The sequence below is a fragment of the Micromonospora sp. WMMD754 genome, from assembly GCF_049315235.1.
GTDB classification, from domain to species: Bacteria; Actinomycetota; Actinomycetes; order Mycobacteriales; family Micromonosporaceae; genus Micromonospora; species Micromonospora sediminicola.
This window is the reverse complement of sequence record NZ_CP186058.1, coordinates 3,371,786-3,391,601: the sequence shown is the minus strand read 5'-3', so window position 1 is coordinate 3,391,601 and position 19,816 is coordinate 3,371,786. Positions and strand designations below refer to the sequence as shown.

At 72.8% G+C, this 19,816-nt stretch carries 15 protein-coding genes; 3 read left to right on the top strand and 12 right to left on the bottom strand.

Annotated features, from left to right (window positions below; genetic code table 11):
- Positions 1-36 precede the first annotated feature (36 nt).
- The 5 genes from serA to ACN27B_RS16495 all read right to left on the bottom strand — a co-directional run bounded on the left by serA (position 37) and on the right by ACN27B_RS16495 (position 8,135).
- Complete coding sequence (serA, locus tag ACN27B_RS16515) at positions 37-1,635, bottom strand: phosphoglycerate dehydrogenase (protein ID WP_091580569.1); 1,599 nt, start codon at positions 1,633-1,635, stop codon at positions 37-39.
- A gap of 315 nt (positions 1,636-1,950) precedes the next feature.
- Complete coding sequence (gene ilvC / locus ACN27B_RS16510; protein ID WP_099162191.1) at positions 1,951-2,964, bottom strand: ketol-acid reductoisomerase; 1,014 nt, start codon at positions 2,962-2,964, stop codon at positions 1,951-1,953.
- Positions 2,965-3,022: 58 nt separating this feature from the next.
- The gene (gene ilvN / locus ACN27B_RS16505; RefSeq protein WP_099162192.1) at positions 3,023-3,538 is read right to left on the bottom strand and encodes an acetolactate synthase small subunit; all 516 of its coding nucleotides are present in this window, start codon (positions 3,536-3,538) and stop codon (positions 3,023-3,025) included.
- Between the two features lie 61 nt (positions 3,539-3,599).
- Positions 3,600-5,519: an acetolactate synthase large subunit gene (locus ACN27B_RS16500; RefSeq protein WP_099162193.1), complete on the bottom strand. Its 1,920-nt coding sequence runs from the start codon at positions 5,517-5,519 to the stop codon at positions 3,600-3,602.
- Positions 5,520-5,699: 180 nt separating this feature from the next.
- Positions 5,700-8,135, bottom strand: coding sequence for a putative bifunctional diguanylate cyclase/phosphodiesterase (locus ACN27B_RS16495; protein WP_422740946.1), 2,436 nt, complete (start codon positions 8,133-8,135; stop codon positions 5,700-5,702).
- Positions 8,136-8,245: 110 nt separating this feature from the next.
- On the opposite strand from ACN27B_RS16495, the gene ilvD reads away from it, so the two are divergent.
- Both ilvD and ACN27B_RS16485 read left to right on the top strand, forming a co-directional pair.
- The gene (gene ilvD, locus ACN27B_RS16490) at positions 8,246-10,093 is read left to right on the top strand and encodes a dihydroxy-acid dehydratase (protein WP_422740945.1); all 1,848 of its coding nucleotides are present in this window, start codon (positions 8,246-8,248) and stop codon (positions 10,091-10,093) included.
- 77 nt (positions 10,094-10,170) lie between these two features.
- On the top strand, positions 10,171-10,893 hold the full coding sequence (locus ACN27B_RS16485) for a hypothetical protein (protein ID WP_422740943.1): 723 nt from the start codon (positions 10,171-10,173) through the stop codon (positions 10,891-10,893).
- 94 nt (positions 10,894-10,987) lie between these two features.
- Here the strand turns inward: ACN27B_RS16485 and ACN27B_RS16480 are convergent, their stop codons facing one another.
- The 3 genes from ACN27B_RS16480 to ACN27B_RS16470 all read right to left on the bottom strand — a co-directional run bounded on the left by ACN27B_RS16480 (position 10,988) and on the right by ACN27B_RS16470 (position 13,646).
- Positions 10,988-11,161, bottom strand: coding sequence for a hypothetical protein (locus ACN27B_RS16480; protein ID WP_422740942.1), 174 nt, complete (start codon positions 11,159-11,161; stop codon positions 10,988-10,990).
- Between the two features lie 160 nt (positions 11,162-11,321).
- On the bottom strand, positions 11,322-12,716 hold the full coding sequence (locus ACN27B_RS16475; protein ID WP_099162196.1) for a stress response protein: 1,395 nt from the start codon (positions 12,714-12,716) through the stop codon (positions 11,322-11,324).
- Between the two features lie 225 nt (positions 12,717-12,941).
- Entirely contained in the window at positions 12,942-13,646 is a 705-nt protein-coding gene (locus tag ACN27B_RS16470; RefSeq protein ID WP_422740941.1) for a TetR/AcrR family transcriptional regulator C-terminal domain-containing protein, read from the bottom strand.
- An 86-nt stretch (positions 13,647-13,732) separates the two neighbouring features.
- Between ACN27B_RS16470 and ACN27B_RS16465 the strand changes: the two genes are divergently transcribed.
- Positions 13,733-14,407 carry a DUF4386 domain-containing protein gene (locus ACN27B_RS16465; RefSeq protein ID WP_099162198.1) on the top strand — a complete coding sequence of 225 codons (675 nt, stop codon included), beginning with the start codon at positions 13,733-13,735 and terminating at the stop codon, positions 14,405-14,407.
- Here ACN27B_RS16465 and ACN27B_RS16460 read toward each other — a convergent pair.
- The 4 genes from ACN27B_RS16460 to ACN27B_RS16445 all read right to left on the bottom strand — a co-directional run bounded on the left by ACN27B_RS16460 (position 14,404) and on the right by ACN27B_RS16445 (position 19,794).
- The gene (locus ACN27B_RS16460) at positions 14,404-16,095 is read right to left on the bottom strand and encodes a SulP family inorganic anion transporter (RefSeq protein WP_422740940.1); all 1,692 of its coding nucleotides are present in this window, start codon (positions 16,093-16,095) and stop codon (positions 14,404-14,406) included. The genes ACN27B_RS16465 and ACN27B_RS16460 overlap by 4 nt on opposite strands.
- Complete coding sequence (locus ACN27B_RS16455) at positions 16,092-16,430, bottom strand: ArsR/SmtB family transcription factor (RefSeq protein WP_013284484.1); 339 nt, start codon at positions 16,428-16,430, stop codon at positions 16,092-16,094. The genes ACN27B_RS16460 and ACN27B_RS16455 overlap by 4 nt, the downstream gene beginning before the upstream one ends.
- 77 nt (positions 16,431-16,507) lie before the next feature.
- The gene (locus ACN27B_RS16450; RefSeq protein ID WP_422740939.1) at positions 16,508-18,955 is read right to left on the bottom strand and encodes a glycoside hydrolase family 2 protein; all 2,448 of its coding nucleotides are present in this window, start codon (positions 18,953-18,955) and stop codon (positions 16,508-16,510) included.
- Positions 18,952-19,794 carry a carbohydrate ABC transporter permease gene (locus tag ACN27B_RS16445; protein WP_172968022.1) on the bottom strand — a complete coding sequence of 281 codons (843 nt, stop codon included), beginning with the start codon at positions 19,792-19,794 and terminating at the stop codon, positions 18,952-18,954. Before ACN27B_RS16445 ends, ACN27B_RS16450 begins: the two co-directional genes overlap by 4 nt.
- Positions 19,795-19,816: the final 22 nt, after the last annotated feature.

The following is a 19,816-nucleotide window of genomic DNA, read 5'->3' as shown; positions in this document are numbered from 1 at the left end:
CCGGTTCGGCCGGGCCCCGTTCCGTCTGCGTCCGGACTACTCGTCGCGGAGGTCGGCGGCGCTGGCCGCGACCGCACCGATCGAGTCGGCCGCGGAGGTGAGCAGGTCGGCGCCGAGCGCCTGGTCGACGGTGAGCGTCATCAGCGTCTCACCGCCGGCCTCCCGCCGGGCCACCTGCATGGCGGCGATGTTGACGCCGGCCTCGCCGAGCAGCGTGCCGACCGTGCCGACCACGCCGGGCCGGTCGACGTAGCGCAGGAAGACCAGGATGCCCTCCGCGCCGATCTCGACGTCGAAGCCGTCCACCTCGGTCAGCTTGAGCACGTCGCGGGCGCCGGTGTGGGTCACCGTGCCGGAGACCCGCACGGTCCGCCCGTCCGGCAGCGCGCCGCGCACGGTCACCAGGTTCGGGTGGTCGATCGTCTCGGCCGGCGTGGCGAGCGTGACCTCGACACCCCGCTCGGCGGCCAGGTGCGGCGCGTTGACGTAGGTGACCTGCTCCTCCACCACGGAGCTGAACAGCCCCTTGGTGGCGGCGAGCTTGAGCACCGACACGTCGTGGGTGGCGATCTCGCCGCGCACCTCGACGGTGACGCTGGCGGCCACGCCGCCGGCCAGGGCGGTGAAGGCCCGGCCCAGCTTCTCGGCCAGCGGCAGCAGCGGGCGGACGTCCTCGGCGACCACGCCGCCGGCCTGCACGTTGACCGCGTCCGGCACGAACTCGCCCTGGAGCGCCAGCTTGACGCTCTTCGCCACCGCCAGGCCGGCCTTGTCCTGCGCCTCGTTGGTGGAGGCACCCAGGTGCGGGGTGGCGACCACGTTGTCGAAGGCGAACAGCGGCGAGGAGGTGCACGGCTCCTTCGCGTACACGTCGACGCCGGCGCCGGCGACCCGGCCCTCCGCGATCGCGTCGGCCAGGGCCTGCTCGTCGACCAGACCGCCGCGGGCCGCGTTGACGATCCGGACGCCCGGCTTGACGATCGCCAGCTCCTTCTCGCCGATCAGGCCGACCGTCTCCGGCGTCTTCGGCAGGTGGATCGAGATGAAGTCGCTCTCGCGCAGCAGCTCCTCCAGCCCGACCAGGCGGACGCCGAGCTGCGCGGCGCGGGCCGGCTGGATGTACGGGTCGTACGCGATCATCCGGGTCCCGAAGGCGGCGATGCGCTGGGCGAAGAGGACGCCGATGCGGCCGAGCCCGACCACGCCCACGGTCTTGCCCTGGATCTCCACGCCGGTGTACTTGGACCGCTTCCACTCGCCGGCCTTGAGCGCGGCGCTGGCGCTGGCGGTGTTGCGGGCCACCGCGAGCAGCAGCGCGACGGCCTGCTCGGCGGCGGAGACGATGTTGGAGGTGGGAGCGTTGACCACCATGACGCCCCGCGCGGTGGCGGCGGGCACCTCGACGTTGTCCAGGCCGACGCCGGCCCGGGCGACCACCTTCAGGCGCGGCGCGGCGGCGATCGCCTCGGCGTCGATCTGGGTGGCGCTGCGTACGATCACCGCGTCGGCCTCGGAGAGGGCGGAGAGCAGTGCCGGTCGGTCGGTGCCGTCCACGTGACGCACGTCGAAGTCGTGCGCGAGCACCTCGATGGCGGCGGGTGCGAGTTCTTCGGCGATCAGTACGACAGGATTCATCGGTCCTCGTAGACGCTCGGTATCGGTTCGGCCCGGGGGCGTCGGGACGCCGCGCTGCGCCCTGCGCCGAGCCGTGCCATGGCCGTCGGGTGCGCCGGGGCACCACACCAAGGATGGTAGGGGGCGGCCCGCCCTCCGCGTCCCGGACCGCGGGGTGAGCGCCCTCACACAGGCCCGTCGCACGCCCGACATCCCCCGTTCACCGGGGCGGGACGGGACGAGGCGTTGCTCACCGCGTCCCAGCACGTGAACGGCCGCGGCCCGCGGCCCGACGCCGGGGAGAGCGTCGGGTCGCGGGCCGCGTGGAGAGTTGGCTCAGGCGGTCTCGGTGATGGGCCGGTCGACCCAGCTCATCATGGCCCGCAGCTTCTGGCCGGTCTCCTCGATCGGGTGCGCCGCGCCCTCGGCCCGCCACTTGGCGAAGTTCGGCCGGCCGGCCTCGTCCTCGGCCACCCACTCGCGGGCGAACTCGCCGGATTGGATCTCGCCGAGGATCTTGCGCATCTCCTCCTTGACCCGGGAGTCGACGACGCGCGGGCCGCGGGACAGGTCGCCGTACTCGGCGGTGTCGGAGATGCTGTAGCGCATCCGGGCGATGCCGCCCTCGTACATCAGGTCGACGATGAGCTTCAGCTCGTGCAGGCACTCGAAGTAGGCCACCTCGGGCGCGTAGCCGGCCTCGGTGAGCACCTCGAAACCGGTCTGCACCAGCGCCGCCGCGCCGCCGCAGAGCACCGCCTGCTCGCCGAAGAGGTCGGTCTCGGTCTCCTCGGTGAACGTGGTCCGGATCGCGCCGGCCCGGGTGCCGCCGATCGCCTTGGCGTACGCCAGCGCGAGGGCGAAGGCGTTGCCGCTGGCGTCCTGCTCGACGGCGACCAGGCAGGGCACGCCCTTGCCGTCGACGTACTGGCGGCGGACCAGGTGACCGGGGCCCTTCGGGGCGACCATCGCCACGTCCACGTCGGCCGGCGGCGTGATCAGGCCGTACCGGATGTTGAAGCCGTGCCCGAAGAACAGCGCCTTGCCCGGCGCCAGGTTCGGCGCGATGGCGTCGGCGTAGAGGCCACGCTGGGCGGTGTCCGGCGCCAGGATCATGATCACGTCGGCCTCGGCCGCCGCCTCGGCCGGGCTGAGCACCCGCAGGCCCTGCTCCTCGGCCTTGGGCCGGCTCTTCGACCCGGTCGGCAGGCCGATCACCACGTCGACGCCGGAGTCGCGCAGCGACAGCGCGTGCGCGTGCCCCTGGCTGCCGTACCCGATCACGGCGACCTTGCGGCCCTGGATCAGGCCCAGGTCGGCGTCGTCGTCGTAGAACACCTCAACGCTCATTGACTTCCCTTTCGTACGGCGGTGCCCGTCGGCCCGTCGAAAAACTGGTGGGTACGGATCAGGCGGCGCGCAGCGCCGGGCCGGCGGTGATGGCGCGGGAGCCGCGCCCGATGGCGACGGTCCCGGACTGGACCATCTCCTTGATGCCGAACGGCTCCAGGTCGCGCAGCAGCGCGTCGAGCTTGTCCGGCGTGCCGGTGGCCTCGATGGTCAGCGTGTCCGGCGCGACGTCGACCACCCGGGCGCGGAACAGGCCGACCGTCTCCAGCACCTGGGCCCGGGCGGAGCGGTCCGCGCGGACCTTGACCAGCAGCAGCTCCCGGGCCACCGAGACCTGCGGGTCCAGCTCGACGATCTTGAGTACGTTGACCAGCTTGTTGAGCTGCTTGGTCACCTGCTCCAGCGGCGAGGACTCGGCGTTGACCACGATGGTGATGCGGGAGACGTCCGGGTTCTCGGTCTCGCCCACGGCGAGGCTGTCGATGTTGAAGCCGCGCCGGGAGAACAGCCCGGAGACCCGGGCGAGGACACCCGGCTTGTTCTCCACCAGCACGGACAGGGTGTGCATCGTCATGGCTGTGCCTTCCTCGTCATGCCCTCATGGCCCTCGCTGCGCTCGGTGCATTCGGTCATGACTACAGCTCGTCCTCGTCGAACGCGGGGCGCACACCCCTGGCGAACATGATCTCGTCGTTGCTGGTGCCGGCGGCCACCATCGGCCAGACCATCGCGTCCTTGCCGACCACGAAGTCGATGACCACCGGCGCGTCGGTGATCGCCATCGCCGCCTCGATGGTCTTGTCCACGTCGGCGGCGTTCTCGCAGCGCAGCCCGACGCAGCCGAGCGCCTCGGCGAGCTTGACGAAGTCCGGGATGCGGTGCTTGTGGGTGCCCAGCTCGGTGTTGGAGTAGCGCTCCCCGTAGAACAGGGTCTGCCACTGCCGCACCATGCCGAGGTTGCCGTTGTTGATCACGGCGATCTTGATCGGGATGCCCTCCAGCGCGCAGGTCGCCAACTCCTGGTTGGTCATCTGGAAGCAGCCGTCACCGTCCACCGCCCACACCGTGGTCTCGGGCCGGCCGACCTTCGCCCCCATCGCCGCCGGCACGGCGTAGCCCATGGTGCCCAGGCCGCCGGAGTTGAGCCAGGTGTTCGGCTTCTCGTACGAGATGAACTGGCTGGCCCACATCTGGTGCTGGCCGACGCCGGCCACGTAGACCGCGTCCGGGCCGACGATCTCCCCCAGCCGCTTGATCACGTACTGCGGGGCGAGCGTGCCGTCGGCCGGCTCCTCGAACCCGAGCGGGTAACGCTCGCGCAGGTCGTCGAGCTGGGTCCACCAGTCCGCCAGGTCGGCGGCCGGGTGGGCGGCGTGCTCGGCGGTGACGGCCGCGATCAGCTCGTCGATGACGTGCCGCGCGTCGCCCACGATCGGGACGTCGGCGTGCCGGTTCTTGCCGATCTCGGCCGGGTCGATGTCGGCGTGCACCACCGCGGCGTCCGGCGCGAACGAGTCCAGCTTGCCGGTCACCCGGTCGTCGAAGCGCGCGCCCAGCGCCACGATCAGGTCCGCCTTCTGCAGGCCGTAGACCGCGGCGACGGTGCCGTGCATGCCGGGCATGCCCAGGTGCTGGCGGTGCGAGTCGGGGAACGCGCCGAGCGCCATCAGCGTGGTGACCACCGGGATCCCGGTCAGCTCGGCCAGCCGGCGCAGCCCCTCGGTGGCGCCGGCCTTGAGCACGCCGCCGCCGACGTAGAGCACCGGGCGGCGGGCCGAGGTCATCAGCCGGGCCGCCTCGCGGATCTGCTTGCCGTGCGGGTGCAGCGTGGGCCGGTAGCCGGGCAGGTCCAGGGTGGGCGGCCAGGCGAAGGTGGCCGGCGCCTGGAGCACGTCCTTCGGGATGTCGACCAGCACCGGGCCGGGCCGGCCGGTCGAGGCCAGGTGGAACGCCTCGGCCAGCACCCGGGGGATCTCGTCCGGGGTCTGCACCAGGAAGTTGTGCTTGGTGATCGGCAGCGTGATGCCCTGGATGTCGGCCTCCTGGAAGGCGTCCGTGCCGATCGACGGCCGGGCCACCTGACCGGTGATCGCCACCATCGGCACCGAGTCCATGTAGGCGTCGGCGATCGGGGTGACCAGGTTGGTCGCGCCCGGACCGGAGGTGGCGATGCAGACGCCGACCCGGCCGGTGGCCTGCGCGTAGCCGGTGGCCGCGTGCCCGGCGCCCTGCTCGTGGCGGACCAGGATGTGCCGGACCGTCGAGTCGTAGAGCGGGTCGTACGCGGGCAGGATCGCGCCGCCGGGGATGCCGAAGACCACGTCGACGCCGAGCGCCTCCAGCGACCGCACCAGCGAGCCGGCGCCGGAGACCTGCGCGGTGGCGGGCTGCCGTACGGGCGCGGCGGGGGTGTCCGCGCCGGCCGGGACGGCCCGGCTGCCGGCGGGGGCGGCACCGCGCGGGGCGGGAGCGTGGTCGGGGTCGCCGGCCGCGCCGGCGCCCGGGCGGGCTCGTCGGGCGGAGTGGGCGAGGGTCTCTGGCGTGGGTCTCGTCATGGCGGTTCAGGCCTTCGGCTGTGAGTGGGTGACGCGGTTGTCAGGATGGGACGCGGACGCCCCGGCGATGGTCCGACGGCAACAAAAAAGCCCACGTGCAGGATGCACGGGGCCAGCGCACTCTCGGGGGGAGAGTGCGCTCAGGTAAGTACTCGCAGCGACCGGTTCGACGACATGCGGTCAAGCCTGACGCATCTCACGCGATGAGTCAACTGATCCCACATTCTGGTTCACGGACGTGGGCGTGTCGCCTGCCGGCGCCCCTTCCGCGCCGCTCGTCACCTGCGGTGATCCCTCCATCGGGGGACGCGGGGCGGGCGGGTTGTTGCGCAGCCGGGGCAGCAACGGCGACGGGGAGCGCACCGGCGGGGGCGGCGGCGCGGGCGGGACCGAGGTGGGCCGGTTGCCGGGCGCGGTGGCCGCCTCCAGCATCGCCTCCAGGTGCTCGGCGGGCACGCCCCAGCCGAAGAGCGCGCCCTGGCCGAACCGGCAGCCGGCGGCCACCACGGCGGCCAGCTCCGTCGGGTTGGTGACGCCCTCGGCGATCACCTCCAGCCCGAGCTGGTGGCCGAGGCGCATGACGATGTCGACCATCGGGGCGAACGCCGGCCCGTCCCGGCCGATCGGCCGCACCGGCTCGTGCTCGGCTACCAGACTGTGGTCGATCTTGAGGATGTCGATCGGCAGCCGGCGCAGCTGCCCGAGCGAGGAGTAGCCCGCGCCGAAGTCGTCCAGCGCGATCCGGACGCCGGTCAGCCGCAGGGCTGTCAGCCGCCGGATCAACTCGTCCAGGTCGGTGGCGACGGCGTGCTCGGTCACCTCCAGCACCAGTCGCTGCGGCGGCACGTGGTGCGCGCGCAGTGCGTCGGCGACCTGGACCACGTACTCCGGGGCGTGCAGCTCGCGCGGCGAGACGTTCACCGACACCCAGACGTCGTGCCCGTCGGCCAGCCACCGGGAGAGCTGGTAGCAGGCCTGGTGCAGCACCCAGGCGCCGAGCTTGGCGATCATGCCGCACTCCTCGGCGAGCGGGATGAACTCGTCCGGCCGCACGTTGCCCAGCTCCGGGTGGTGCCAGCGCAGCAGCGCCTCGGCGCCGACCGGGCGCACCGAGGGCAGCGAGGCCACCGGCTGGAAGACCAGCCGCAGCTCGTCGCGCTCGATCGCGCCGCGCAACTCGTGCTCCAGCCGGGTGCGCCGGCTCAGCAACTGGTCGTACGTGGCGTCGTAGCGCTCGATCCGGTTCTTGCCGCGCTGCTTGGCGTAGCGCAGCGCCAGGTCGGCGTTGCGCAGCAGCAGCTCGACGTCGTGGTCGCCATGACTGCCGGCCACGCCGATGCTGACCGACAGGAAGACCGGGCCGTCGGCCTCCTCGTACGGCCGGCCGAGCACCCCGAGCAGGCGGTCCGCCACCGGCCCGGGCTCGGCCGACCCGTGCATCAGCACCGCGAACTCGTCCCCGCCGAGCCGGGCGGCCAGATCACCCGGGCGCAGGTTGCCGCGCAGCCGCCGGCCCACCTCGGCCAGCACCGCGTCGCCGACGTCGTGCCCGCGCATGTCGTTGACGTTCTTGAAGCCGTCCAGGTCGAGCCCGAGCAGCACGCAGGGCGTGCCCGCCTCGGCGCAGCGGTGCAGGGCGCGCAGCAGCCCGCGCCGGTTGGCCAGGCCGGTGAGCGGGTCGGTGTGCGCCAGCTCGCGGAAGTGCGCCTCCCGCTCGGCCAGCCGGACGGCGTAGCCGCGGACGTCGTTGAGGGCCAGGTACTGCCGGGCCACCAGCGCGAACCCCTCGACACTGCCGGCCATGATCCCGTAACCGTCGAACCGGCCGCCCTGCAACAGGTGGTACATCGCGGAGGCGGCGATGGCGAACATCGGCGCGAAGGCGAACTCGCCGTCGCGGCGGATGAGATCGACGTCGAGCTGCGTCAGGTCGGCCCGGCGCCCGGCGACGGCGGTGGCCAGCAGGCCGGCGGCGGTCGTCGTGGCGCCGGCCACCAGCATGCCCGGCCCGCCCTGGCAGAGCCCGGCGGAGACGCCGAGCCCGCCAACCGTCACCGCGATCGCCCCGGCCCCGAGCAGGGTCAGCCAACCGCGCGGCGGGGCGACGCGCAGCACCAGGATCAGCGTCAGCCCGGCGGTGAGCGCCGCGCTGACCGTGGCCAGCAGGATGGGCAGGCAGGCGGCCGGGGTGGTGCCACCGAGCAGCCGGGCCGGCTCGCTGACCGCCACCCAGCCGACGAACCAGAGCGCGGCGGCCATGATCAGGCCGTCGAGCAGCAGCCGGGCGGTGGCGGCACGGGTCGCGGCCGCGCCGGGCAGCCGGAGCAGGGCCGCGCCGAGGCCGAGCGCGGCGACCGTGGTGCCCACCGCGACCAGCGTCGCCCACCCGGTGCGCTGGCCCTGCCGGTGCGCCCAGTGGTCCCCGGCGACCAGCAGACCACCGAGGCCGAGGAGCAGGCTGAGCAGTGCGGCGCCGGCGGCGACGGCCAGCAGCAGGTGGGCCTGCCGCCGGGGGCCGGTGCGCCGGCGGGCGGACACGGCGAGCAGCGCGGCGGCGGCGGTCGCGACGGAGCCGCTCAGCACCGCGACGGTGACCATCCCCGGGGACGACTGCACGCGTCAACTCTGCCGGATCCGCGCCCTCCGTGGGGCACCGGGTGTGCAACTGTTGGGACACAGGGTGCACGGCGGGGGGTCGCCGCGCGGGCGGTGTCAGACTGGTAGTCATGCCTGAGCTGCGGTCGAGGACATCCACCCACGGTCGGACGATGGCCGGCGCCCGGGCCCTCTGGCGGGCCACCGGGATGACCGACGACGACTTCGGCAAGCCGATCGTCGCCATCGCGAACAGTTTCACCCAGTTCGTACCCGGTCACGTCCACCTCAAGGACCTCGGCGGCCTGGTCGCCGACGCGGTGGCCGAGGCCGGCGGCGTCGGCCGGGAGTTCAACACCATCGCGGTGGACGACGGCATCGCCATGGGCCACGGCGGCATGCTCTACTCGCTGCCCAGCCGGGAGCTGATCGCCGACGCGGTCGAATACATGGTCAACGCGCACTGCGCGGACGCCCTGGTCTGCATCTCCAACTGCGACAAGATCACCCCCGGCATGCTGCTGGCCGCGCTGCGGCTCAACATCCCCACCGTCTTCGTCTCCGGCGGCCCGATGGAGGCCGGCAAGACGGTGGCGATCGAGGGCGTCGTCCACTCCAAGATCGACCTGATCGACGCGATGATCGCCTCCTCCAACGAGGCGGTCACCGACGACCAGCTCGGCGAGATCGAGCGTTCCGCGTGCCCGACGTGCGGCTCCTGCTCCGGCATGTTCACCGCCAACTCGATGAACTGCCTCACCGAGGCGATCGGCCTGGCACTGCCTGGCAACGGGTCCACGCTGGCCACCCACGCCGCGCGCCGGTCGCTCTTCGTCGAGGCCGGCCGCACCGCCGTGGAGATCGCCAAGCGGTGGTACGAGGAGGACGACGCCTCGGTGCTGCCCCGCGCGATCGCCGGCCGGGCCGCGTTCGAGAACGCGGTCGCGCTCGACGTGGCCATGGGCGGCTCCACCAACACGATCCTGCACCTGCTCGCCGCCGCCCGCGAGGCGGAGCTGGACTTCCAGGTGGCCGACATCGACGCCATCTCCCGGCGGGTGCCGTGCCTGGCCAAGGTCGCGCCGAACTCCCCGGACTACCACATGGAGGACGTGCACCGGGCCGGTGGCATCCCCGCCATCCTCGGCGAGCTGGACCGCGCCGGCCTGCTGCACCGCGACGTGCGCGCGGTGCACTCCCCCGACCTCGACCGGTGGCTCGCCGACTGGGACGTGCGCAGCGGATCGGCCACACGAGAGGCGGTCGAGCTGTTCCACGCCGCGCCCGGCGGGGTGCGCACCACCGAGCCGTTCTCCACCACCAACCGCTGGTCGTCGCTCGACACCGACGCGGCGGGCGGCTGCATCCGCGACCGCGAACACGCCTACAGCGCGGACGGCGGGCTGGCCATCCTGCACGGCAACCTGGCGCCGGACGGCTGCGTGGTGAAGACCGCCGGGGTGCCCGAGGAGTGCCTGACGTTCCGCGGGCCGGCGAAGGTCTACGAGTCGCAGGACGACGCGGTGACCGCCATCCTCGCCAAGGAGGTCGTCGCCGGGGACGTGGTGGTGATCCGCTACGAGGGCCCGAAGGGCGGCCCCGGCATGCAGGAGATGCTCTACCCGACCTCGTTCCTCAAGGGCCGGGGGCTGGGCCGCGCCTGCGCGCTGCTCACCGACGGCCGTTTCTCCGGCGGCACGTCCGGGCTGTCCATCGGGCACGTCTCCCCGGAGGCGGCCTCCGGTGGCCTGATCGCGCTGGTCCGCGACGGCGACGAGATCGTCATCGACATCCCGGGCCGGTCCATCGAGCTGAACGTGCCGGCCGACGAGCTGACCGCGCGGCGGGTGGCGGAGGAGAAGCGGGACCGCCCCTACACCCCCACCGACCGGCAGCGCCCGGTGTCGGCGGCGCTGCGCGCGTACGCGTCGATGGCGACCTCGGCCAGCGACGGCGCCTACCGCCGCGTCCCCGAGTAAGGAAGGGCCCCCTGTTAACGCCTCCGGTAGAGGAGGGGCCCCCTGTTAACGCCACGCCGCCGGTAGGGTCCGGCGGCGTGGAGACGACGGTGAGTTACGCGCGACTGGTCCGACCGGCGGTCGACCGGGTCTATGTGGGCGCCCGCTGGGCGGCCCGCCCCCGGATGGAGGCGTTCTACGCCGAGCGCGGCTGCGAACTCGGCGCCGAGAACAGCTTCTTCTCCGGCGTGCTGGCCCGGCCGATGCCCGCCGAGGCGCTCGCCGACGGCCTCGCCTACGGCGACGGGGACATGAGCCGGGAGCTGGAGCAGGGCATCTTCGTCCGGGACGACGCGGGCGCCTGGCACCTCACCGACCTGGGGCGGGAACTGGTGCTGTTCGCGCAGCGGGCCACCGGCGAGGCCGCCGAGGAGAAGTGGGGCATGCTGCCCGGGGTGCTGCCCGGCCTGGTCGTCGTGCCCCGGCTCGCCGAGCTGGTCGGCCGGGTGCTGGCGCACGCCCAGGCCACCGGCGGGCCGGCGTTCCGGGCCATGTCCCCGCCGTACGAGCCGGAAGGCGCGTCCCCCGCGCTGCTGCTGGTGACCCGCCTGGGCTCGTTGCGCCACCACCGCGCGGACGCGCACCGGGCCGCGTGGCGGGCCGCCGGGCTGACCGCCGACGAGATCCGCGCGCTGCCGGACGGCCCGGAACGCGCGGCGATCGAGGCGGACACCGACCGCCGCGACGAACCGGCGTACGCGGTGCTCACCGAGGCCGAGCGCTGGGAACTGCTGGCCGGCCTCGCCGCACTCCCCAACTAGGGCTCTCGGCCCTCACAACCGTTGGGTGGAACGTCATGGGTGTCAAACGGGGCCGTAAACACCCATGACGTTCCACCCAAGGCGCGGCGGCGCGTCAGGACTGGGTGAGGTCCTCCTCGGCCGGGGCGGTGCCGTCTATCGGCAGGCCGAACTCAGCCGGTGAGTTCTCGTCGGTTCCGTCCAGGTCCGCGTGCGGCTCGTCCGGGGTGACGTCGTCGGGGTCGGCGCCTCCGGCGTGCAGTTCGGACAGCTCAACCGGATCAGTCATGCCGTGCTGGTACCCGTCCGGCGCCGCCCGAACCCGCCCGGCCGCTGGCCGCCGAGCGACCGCGCCTGTCCGTCAGGGTCAGACCGTCTTCCAGGTCGTCGACCAGGCCCGGCCGGGTAGAGGCCCAGCCGACCGACCTCACATGGGCGGAACGGTGGGGTCACTCGCCGGAGCGGTCCGGGGCACCGGAGCCGCCGGGCGTTTCCTGGGTGTCGAACTCGGGGCTGTCCTGGGAGGAGATGGCGGTGGAGACGAGGCTGGAGGCGACCGGCTGTACGGGAATCACGTCCTCCGACGTACGCAACCGGGGCGGCGCGGGCATCCACGGCTTCAGGTTCTGGATGATCTGCTCGTAGAAGTCGTCGATGGCGTGCAGCACGGAGTCGATGAAGGCGCCCCGACCGCTGCCACGCTTGGTTCCCGCGGCCGTGCTCTGAGCGATGCGGAATGCCCGCAGTTCGCGCGAGGGGTCGCTGATGAGCGTCGTCGGCTCGGCGCGGATCTGGCGGAGGAGATCGGTGGCGCCGCCGCCTCGGGCGTGCATCGCGAATGCCTCGATCCGGACCGTGTCCGGCGCGTCCTTCAGTTGACGGACCAGCCAGTTCACCCGGGTTGTCGGCCGGCCAGACCGTGGGGCGTCGACATCGACGTGGCAGACGATCTGCCCTGCCCGCAGATCGGCGGTGACGTGAAGGTGGCCGACCGCACCCGGAATCCGGATGCTGCCGGTCAGGGTGCCGGCACTGGCGAGTTGGTTGGCGAGCGACTGGGTGCGCGCGGCCGGATCGGCGAGGTCGCGGCGGCTCAGCGCGGGAGTCACGTCGGTGCCGAGCCGTCGACCGAGTCGGAGGCACGCGTAACGGATCAGGGCGTCGAAGCGTCCGGCGACCTGCGCTGCCGCACCGTCGCCCGCCCGCAGTGTCCCGGCAGACACCCCATCCCGAACCTGCACCCACGCCGGCCCCATGTCGCTGAACTCAAGAGCGCCCGAGCGCGGGTGTTCGAGGTATCGGATCAACTCGCCCAGAACCCATGCCTGATCCGGGTCGGCGACGCCGCGGTATTCCTTCTGAATGACCGCCTGGGTGAGGATCTCCGTCCAGGGCAAATGGTACAGGGCGACCTTGCGGAGTTTCCGCCGGTCGACGGTCGTCGGGTGCTGCCCCGGGACGGGGGCGATCTCGTTGGAGATCGTGATGAGGGCGTCGAATCCCTGCTCCCGTGCGATGTCCAGATAGGCTTCCAACTGCTCGGACCGCAGCGGGTTACTGCCGGTCTTCACCTCCACGAGTGCGGTCCACTGGCGTTGTCCCCTGGTGACGCGAATGAGACCGTCCGGGAAGAGCTGCTGGTTTCCGAGTTTGAAGGGCACCTCGATGAAGGTCTGCACCACTCCGGCCGGCGCGCCGACGGACTGAGTCAGGACACGTCCGAATTCCCGGACTGCGCTCATCACCGCCAGCAGGGCGGAGGTCGCCCGGCGTTCCTGCTCCTCCGCGCCGTTGATCCCGGAAGTGGGGATCAGGCGGGCCGCGAGCCAGGTTTCCTCAGACATAAAGTGACTCCTCGTGAATGCGGTGGTACGAGAAGTTACTCGCGGGCCCGGCCGGAAAGCGGCGCGACAGTTGGCGCGTACGAACGGAAAGAGTTGACCAGTCGGATGTCGAGCGATCCGTCCCGGTCGAAACCGAATGCCGGACGGATAGCCCGTGTCATCAATTCGGCTCTGGTCGGCTTATCAGTCCGATACCTGACTGCGAATGGCGTTCCACCGACGGACTCAGGCATGCGGTCGGTGTCGTTCCAGGCCGTCGAAGAGCAGGTCGAGGGTGAACTCGAACTCGGTCTGACTGTCGCACCACCCGAGGGTGGGATCCGCCGCGTCGTGCGTCTCGGCGGCCACCATCGCGGCCAGGTGCGGCAACCGTTCGGCCAGCGCCACCAGCGCGGCCTCCGCCGCGTCCGCGTCGGCCTCCCCGCCCGCATCGGGCCGGAACACCTCCTGCGCGAAGCCGAGCGCCAGGCTGCCGAAGGCGTGCAGCGCCCGGTGGGCGATCCGGTACGAGAAGCCGCCGTCGACGAGGGTGGCGAGGATCCCGTCGTAGTAGGCGTACACCCCGGCGGGGACTGTCGGGCGGGAGCTGAGCAGCGCCGGGGCCCACGGGTGCCGCAGCATGACCGCACGCGCGGCGAGGAAGCGCAGTCGCAGCCGGGTCCGCCAGTCGCCGCCGGGCGCGTCCGCCTCGGCCTGCTCGGCGGCTGAGGTGATCTCCGCGGCGACGGCGTCCACGAGGCCGTCGAGCAGTCCGGCCTTGCCGGGCAGGTGGTGGTAGAGCGACATGGCCTCGACGCCGAGTTCGGCGGCGAGCCGGCGCATCGTGAGCGCGGCCATCCCCTCGGCGTCGACCAGGTCGATCGCGCTGGCCAGGGCTCGCTCGCGGCTCAGCGGCTCCCGAGGCTTCCTCGCTCCCATCCGGCTTCCCATCTTCCCTTGACCTTACAACGTATGGTTGGCCTTACGGCGTAAGGCGACCCCCGCCACGGCACGTCGATCACCCCCGAGGAGCCGCCATGCACCAGCTGATCCGTACCGCCCGCGTGACCGGGCTGTTCTACCTCGGGCTCGCCGTCACCGGCGCGCTGGGGTTCCTCACCGTCCGGCCGATGATCTTCGACGCCGACGACGTGGGCACGACGCTCGCCAACCTGGTGGCCCACGAGTCGCTGGCACGCGCCGGCATCGCGCTCGAACTGCTGGTCGTCCTCACCCAGACGCTCACCGCCGTCTGGTTCTACCGGCTGTTCCGCACTGTCGACGGCACCGCCGCGGGCAGCATCGCCGCCTTCGGGCTCGTCAACGCCGTCGCGATCCTCGGCAGCGCCGCCGTGCTCGCGACGGCTCTGCAGGCTGCGACCGGCGGGCCGGGCGACGCCGGCACCGTCCAGTTGCTCTACCTGGTCAGCGGAAACCTGTGGGAGGTGGGCGGCCTCTTCTTCGGCCTCTGGCTGGTACCGATGGGCTGGTGCGTGCTCCGGTCGGGCTGGCTGCCCCGGCCGCTGGGCTGGGTCCTCGTCGCCGGCGGCGTCGGCTACGTGCTCATGACGTTCGTCGCCTACCTCGCCCCCGGCGCCGGTGTGGCGGGCGATCTGCTGGTGGTGCCCGCCACGGTGGGCGAGGTGTGGATCCTCGGCTACCTGATCGTCTTCGGCGTGCGCAGGCGGGCGCTCGAAGGGACGGACGCCTAGGCCGGGCTCGCGGCGAGGGCGACGCCCCGGGCGTACCGGATGGCGGCCGGGGTGTCCGGGAACACCAGGCCCTCGCGGCGCAGCTCGTCGGCGACGCCGAGTGCGCTGAGCACCTGGTCGTGGCCCGGGGTGATGCCGGAGAGCAGCACCGTGATCCCCCGGGCGCGCAGCCGGGCGACGGCGTCGCCGAGCACCTGGGCGCCGGTCGCGTCGATGGTGGAGACGCGGGACATCCGCAGGATCACCACCCGGACGTCGGCCACCTCGGCCAGCTCCAGCAGGAAGGTGTGCGCGGCGGCGAAGAAGAGCGGCCCGTCCAGCCGGTACGCGACGATGTGCTCGGCGAGCAGCGCATGCTCCTCGGCGCTGTGCTCGCCGGTGTCCAGCGGCACCTGTTCCAGCCTGGCGCTGCGGGCCACCGCACGCAGCGCCAGGACGACCGCCACGGCGAGCCCGACGACCACAGCGGTCACCAGGTCCCAGATCACCGTGACGGCGAACGTCAGCACCAGCACCACCGCGTCGGCCCGGGTGGCCCGCATCAGCGCCAGCAGGGAGGCCGCCTCCACCATCCGGACCGTGGTGGCGAGCAGCACCCCGGCCAGCGCGGCCAGCGGGATGCGGCCGACCAGCGGAGCGGCGGCGAGCACGATCGCGGCGAGGGCGACCGCGTGGGTGAGCGCGGCGAGCTTCGAGGACGCACCGGCGCGCACGTTCACCGCCGTACGGGCGATGGCGGCGGTCGCCGGGATGCCGCCGAAGACCGGGGAGGCGAGGTTGGCCAGGCCCTGGCCGAACAGTTCCCGGTCCGGGTCGTGCCGCTCGCCGACGGTCAGGCCGTCCGCCACCGTGGCGGAGAGCAGGCTCTCCAGGGCGGCGAGCGCGGCCACCGCCAGGGCACTCGGCAGCAGGACGCCCAGCGCCCCGAGGTCCACGAAGTCCAGTGACGGCGCGGGCAGCCCTTGCGGCAGCTCGCCGATCCGGGCCAGGTCGATCGGGGCCAGCTCGGCGAGGACCGTCGCGGCGGCCACCCCGACCAGGGAGAACGGCACGGCGGGCCGCCACCGGCCGCCGAGCAGCATCAGCGCCGCCACGCCGAGCGCCACGGCGATCGCGGCGGGGCGGGGATGCGCGGCGAACCGGGCGACCGCGTCGGCGGCCACCGCCCACACCTTCTGCCCGTGTGCGCCGGCGACGCCGAGCGCGGCCGGCACCTGTTGCAGCGCGATCACCACGGCGATGCCAGCGGTGAAGCCCTCGATCACCGGGGCCGGCAGGTAGCGCACGTACCGGCCGAGGCGGGCCAGTGCGAGCGCGATCAGGATCAGCCCGGCCAGCGCGCCGACCATCAGCACGCCACCGGCGCCGAACTGCTGCACCACCGGCACCAGCACGACGGTCATCGCCCCGGTGGGGCCGGAGACCTGGAGGTTGGAGCCGCCGAAGACCGCCGCGACCGCTCCGGCGACGACGGCGGTGACCAGACCGGCCTGCGCGCCGAGCCCGGAGGTGACGCCGAAGGCCAGCGCCAGCGGTAGCGCCACCACGGCGACAGTGAGCCCGGCGAGCAGGTCACGCCGGGGCGAGCGGCGCACGGCCGCCCAGTCGGCCCGGCCGGGCAGCAGCCCGCCGAACAGCCGGCCCGCCTGCCGGACGAGGTCACCGGCACGAAGGGCCGCCGCGCTCACCGGTCCGTCCCCGAGGCCCGCAGCTCGTCCAGCAGGGCGTCCCGGTCGGTGAGGACCGCGCCGAGGATGCGCCGCCCGGCGGCGAGCAGGTCGGCCACGTCGGGGGTGCTGAGCGCGTACATCACCAGCGGGCCGTCCCGGTACGAGGTGACCATGCCGGCGCGGCGCAGCACGGCGAGCTGCTGGGAGAGGTTGGACGCCTCCACGTCGATGGCGGCCAGCAGGTCGCGGACCGGCTTCGGCCCGTCCTGGAGCAGCTCGAGCACCCGGATGCGCACCGGGTGCCCGAGGGTGCGGAACAGCTCCGCCTTGGCCTGGTACAGCGGCACCGACACGACTCGCCCCTCCGACGACTTCGAAGACTTTAGCACTTGCAGAAGTCTTCAAGTCATCGGAGATGGGGGTGACCGCCTCAGAGCACGTCGTTGACGCAGCGCAGCACCGGGCGGCGGGTGAGCGCGTCGGCGTCGAGCGGGCCCGACGCGTGCACGGTGAACGTCGCGCTCTCCCCCGGCAGCAGCGTCACCAGGGCCCGATCCACCTGCGCGGCCGGCTCGAGGCGGTCCGGGAACAGCGTCAGGTCGCGCAGCACCGTGCGGGCCGTCACCCGGACCCGCCGTCCGCCGTCCGCCGGCTCGACCGTCGCGTCCCAGTCCGCCGCCGGCCACTCGACGTCGCGGTCCTCGGCGAAGAACCACAGCGCCCGCTCCGCGGTGTCGCCGGCCTCCGCGACCAGCAGCTCGCGGCGCGCCTCGTCCGGCCGCGCCAGCTCCGCCGGCAGCGGCAGCACCACCGAGGAGTACGCCGGGACGTCGAGGTCGACCGAGGTCTTCGCCCTCGGCTCCCCGGCCAGGGTGAGCCGGGTGACCGTGGCCGGCGCGGTCCACGCCCGCCCGGTCTCGTTCACCGCCACCAGCGCCAGCCCACCGTCGCGCGGCTGCACGGTGAGCAGCCGGTCGGCGTAGGCGCGGCGCAGCGCGTACCACAGGGGTTTGCGGCGGCCGTCGCCGTCGACGGCGGCCCAGGACGTGACCGGCCAGCAGTCGTTGAGCTGCCACACGATGGTGCCGGTGCAGACCGGCCGGTGCGAGCGGAAGTGCTCGACCCCGAGTTGGATGGCGCGGGCCTGGTTGAGCTGGGTGTAGTAGTGCCAGTCGTCGAAGTCGGCGGGCGGCGGCAGGTGGGCGTCGAGCCCGCGCTGGAGCTTCCGGTCCCCGTCGGCCGCCTTCTGGTGGTGGGCCATGCCCGGTGAGTCGTGCGCCAGCGGCTCGTCCGAGATGGACCGGCGCAGCGTCGCGTACGCGGGGGGCGCCTGGTAGCCGAACTCGGCGACGAAGCGCGGCACGTACTCGCGGTACTTGGTGTAGTCGTCGTCGTTCCAGACGTCCCAGATGTGCATGGTGCCGTGTGCCGGGTCGTTGGGGTGGATGTCGTCGCTGCCCGACCAGGGGCTGCCCGGCCAGTACGGGACGGTCGGGTCCAGCTCGCCGACGGTCGCGGGCAGCAGCTCCAGGTAGTAGCCGCGCCCCCAGGTGCGCCCGGCGAGCGGCTCCTGCCAGTCCCAGTCGTGCCAGCCCCAGATGTTCTCGTTGTTGCCGGTCCAGAGCACCAGCGACGGGTGGCCGGCGAGCCGGGTCACCTGTTCCCGCGCCTCCGCCTCGACCTCGGTGCGGAACGGCTCCTCCTCCGGGTAGGCCGCGCAGGCGAACAGGAAGTCCTGCTGCACCAGCAGCCCGGCCTCGTCGGCCAGCTCGTAGAAGTCGTCCGACTCGTAGCGGCCGCCGCCCCAGATCCGCAGCAGGTTGACGTTCGCGCCGAGGGCCTGGTCGAACCGCTGCGCCAGCCGGGCCCGGGTGACCCGGTTGGGGAATGCGTCGTCGGGGATCCAGTTGACCCCCTTGACGAAGATCGGGACGTCGTTGACGTGCAGCGTGAACGGGGTGCCGTGCGCGTCGGGCGTGGTGTCCAGGCGCACCGAGCGGAAGCCGATCCGGCGGGACGCGGTGTCCAGGTCCCGGCCGTCGGCCGCGCGCAGGGTCACGTCGAGGTCGTGCAGCGGCTGCTCGCCGTACCCGACCGGCCACCACAGCGCGGGGTCGTCGACGGTGAGGGTGAGCACGGCGGCCCGCTCCCCCGCCGGCACCGTCACCTCGGAGGCGACGCCGGCGACCGTGGCGTGGACGGTCAGCGGCTCGTCGCGGGCCCGCTCCACCTCGACGTGCAGCTCCACCCGGCCGACGCCGCCGTCGACCGTGACGAGCGGCCGGACGGTCGCCAGCCGGGCGGCGGACCAGGCGTGCAGGCCGATCTGCTGCCAGATGCCGGCGGTGACCACGGTCGGTCCCCAGTCCCAGCCGAAGTTGCAGGCGGTCTTGCGGATGAAGTGGAACGGCTCCGGGTACGCGTTCGGCCGGTCGCCGAGCCGGTCCCGGTGGGCCTCGGCGTAGCGGTACGGCGAGTCGAAGCGTACGGCGAGGGTGTTGTCGCCCGGACGCAGCAGCGACCGGACGTCGAACCGGTAGGAGCGGTGCTGGTTCTCGGTGCGCCCGACCTCGACGCCGTTGAGCGTGACCGTTGCGACCGTGTCCAGGCCGGCGCAGGCCAGGTCGACCCGGTCGTCGCCGCCGGGCTCGTGGTGGAACGTGGTCCGGTAGACCCAGTCGGTGCGCCCGATCCAGGTGAGCCGGTTCTCGTTGTCGTCGAGGTACGGGTCGGGGATGAGCCCGGCGGCGAGCAGGTCGGTGTGCACGCACCCGGGCACGGTCGCCGGCACCTCGACCCCGGCGATCTCCGACGGCACCTGCGGGCCGGGCAGGGCCCGCAGCGTCCAGCCCTCGTGCAGCAGCGTGGGACGGCTCACGACTTCACCGCGCCTTCCATGATTCCGCGGACGATCTGGCGTCCACCGATGAACAGCATGAGCAGCAGGGGGATGGTGGCGATGAACGCGCCGGCCAGCACCCGCCGGTAGATCACGTAGTTGCCGCTGGCCAGGTCGGAGACCGCGACCATCGAGGTGGGGAAGTCGGTGCCGCTGAGCGTGATCAGCGGCCACTGGAAGTCGTTCCAGGTGGCGACGAACGTGAGCAGGCCGAGAACCGCCAGGGCCGGACGGATCGCGGGCAGCACGATGGTGCCGTACACCCGCATGGTCGTGGCGCCGTCGACCCGGGCCGACTCGACCAGCTCGTCCGGGACGGTGTTGACGATGAACTGCCGCATGTAGAACACGCCGAACGCGGTGACCAGGCCGGGCGCGATGACCGCGAGCAGGGTCCCGTTCCAGCCGAGCTTGCCCATCACGATGTAGAGCGCGACGATGCCGAGCTGGTTCGGCACGGTCAGCGTGAGCACCACGAAGAGCATCAGCGCGTTGCTGCCCTTGAACCGCAGCTTGGCGAAGGCGAACCCGGCGAGCGAGCAGAAGAACAGCACCGAGGCGGTCACCACGGTCGAGACGATGACGCTGTTGACCAGCGACGCGGCGAAGTAGACGTCCTGGAGGGAGAAGACCTCGTCGACGTTGGTCAGGAACCGGTCACCGGGGACGATCGCCGGGGGCAGCTTGGCCAGCGCCTCGTCGTTGCTGGTGGCGATGACGAACATCCAGTAGAGCGGGAACGCGGCGAACAGCATGCTGACCGCGAGGAGCAGGTAGGTCCAGAGCCCGGCCGGGGTGTCCTGCGGCGCCCGGGCCATGGCGCGCCGCTTACGGCGGACC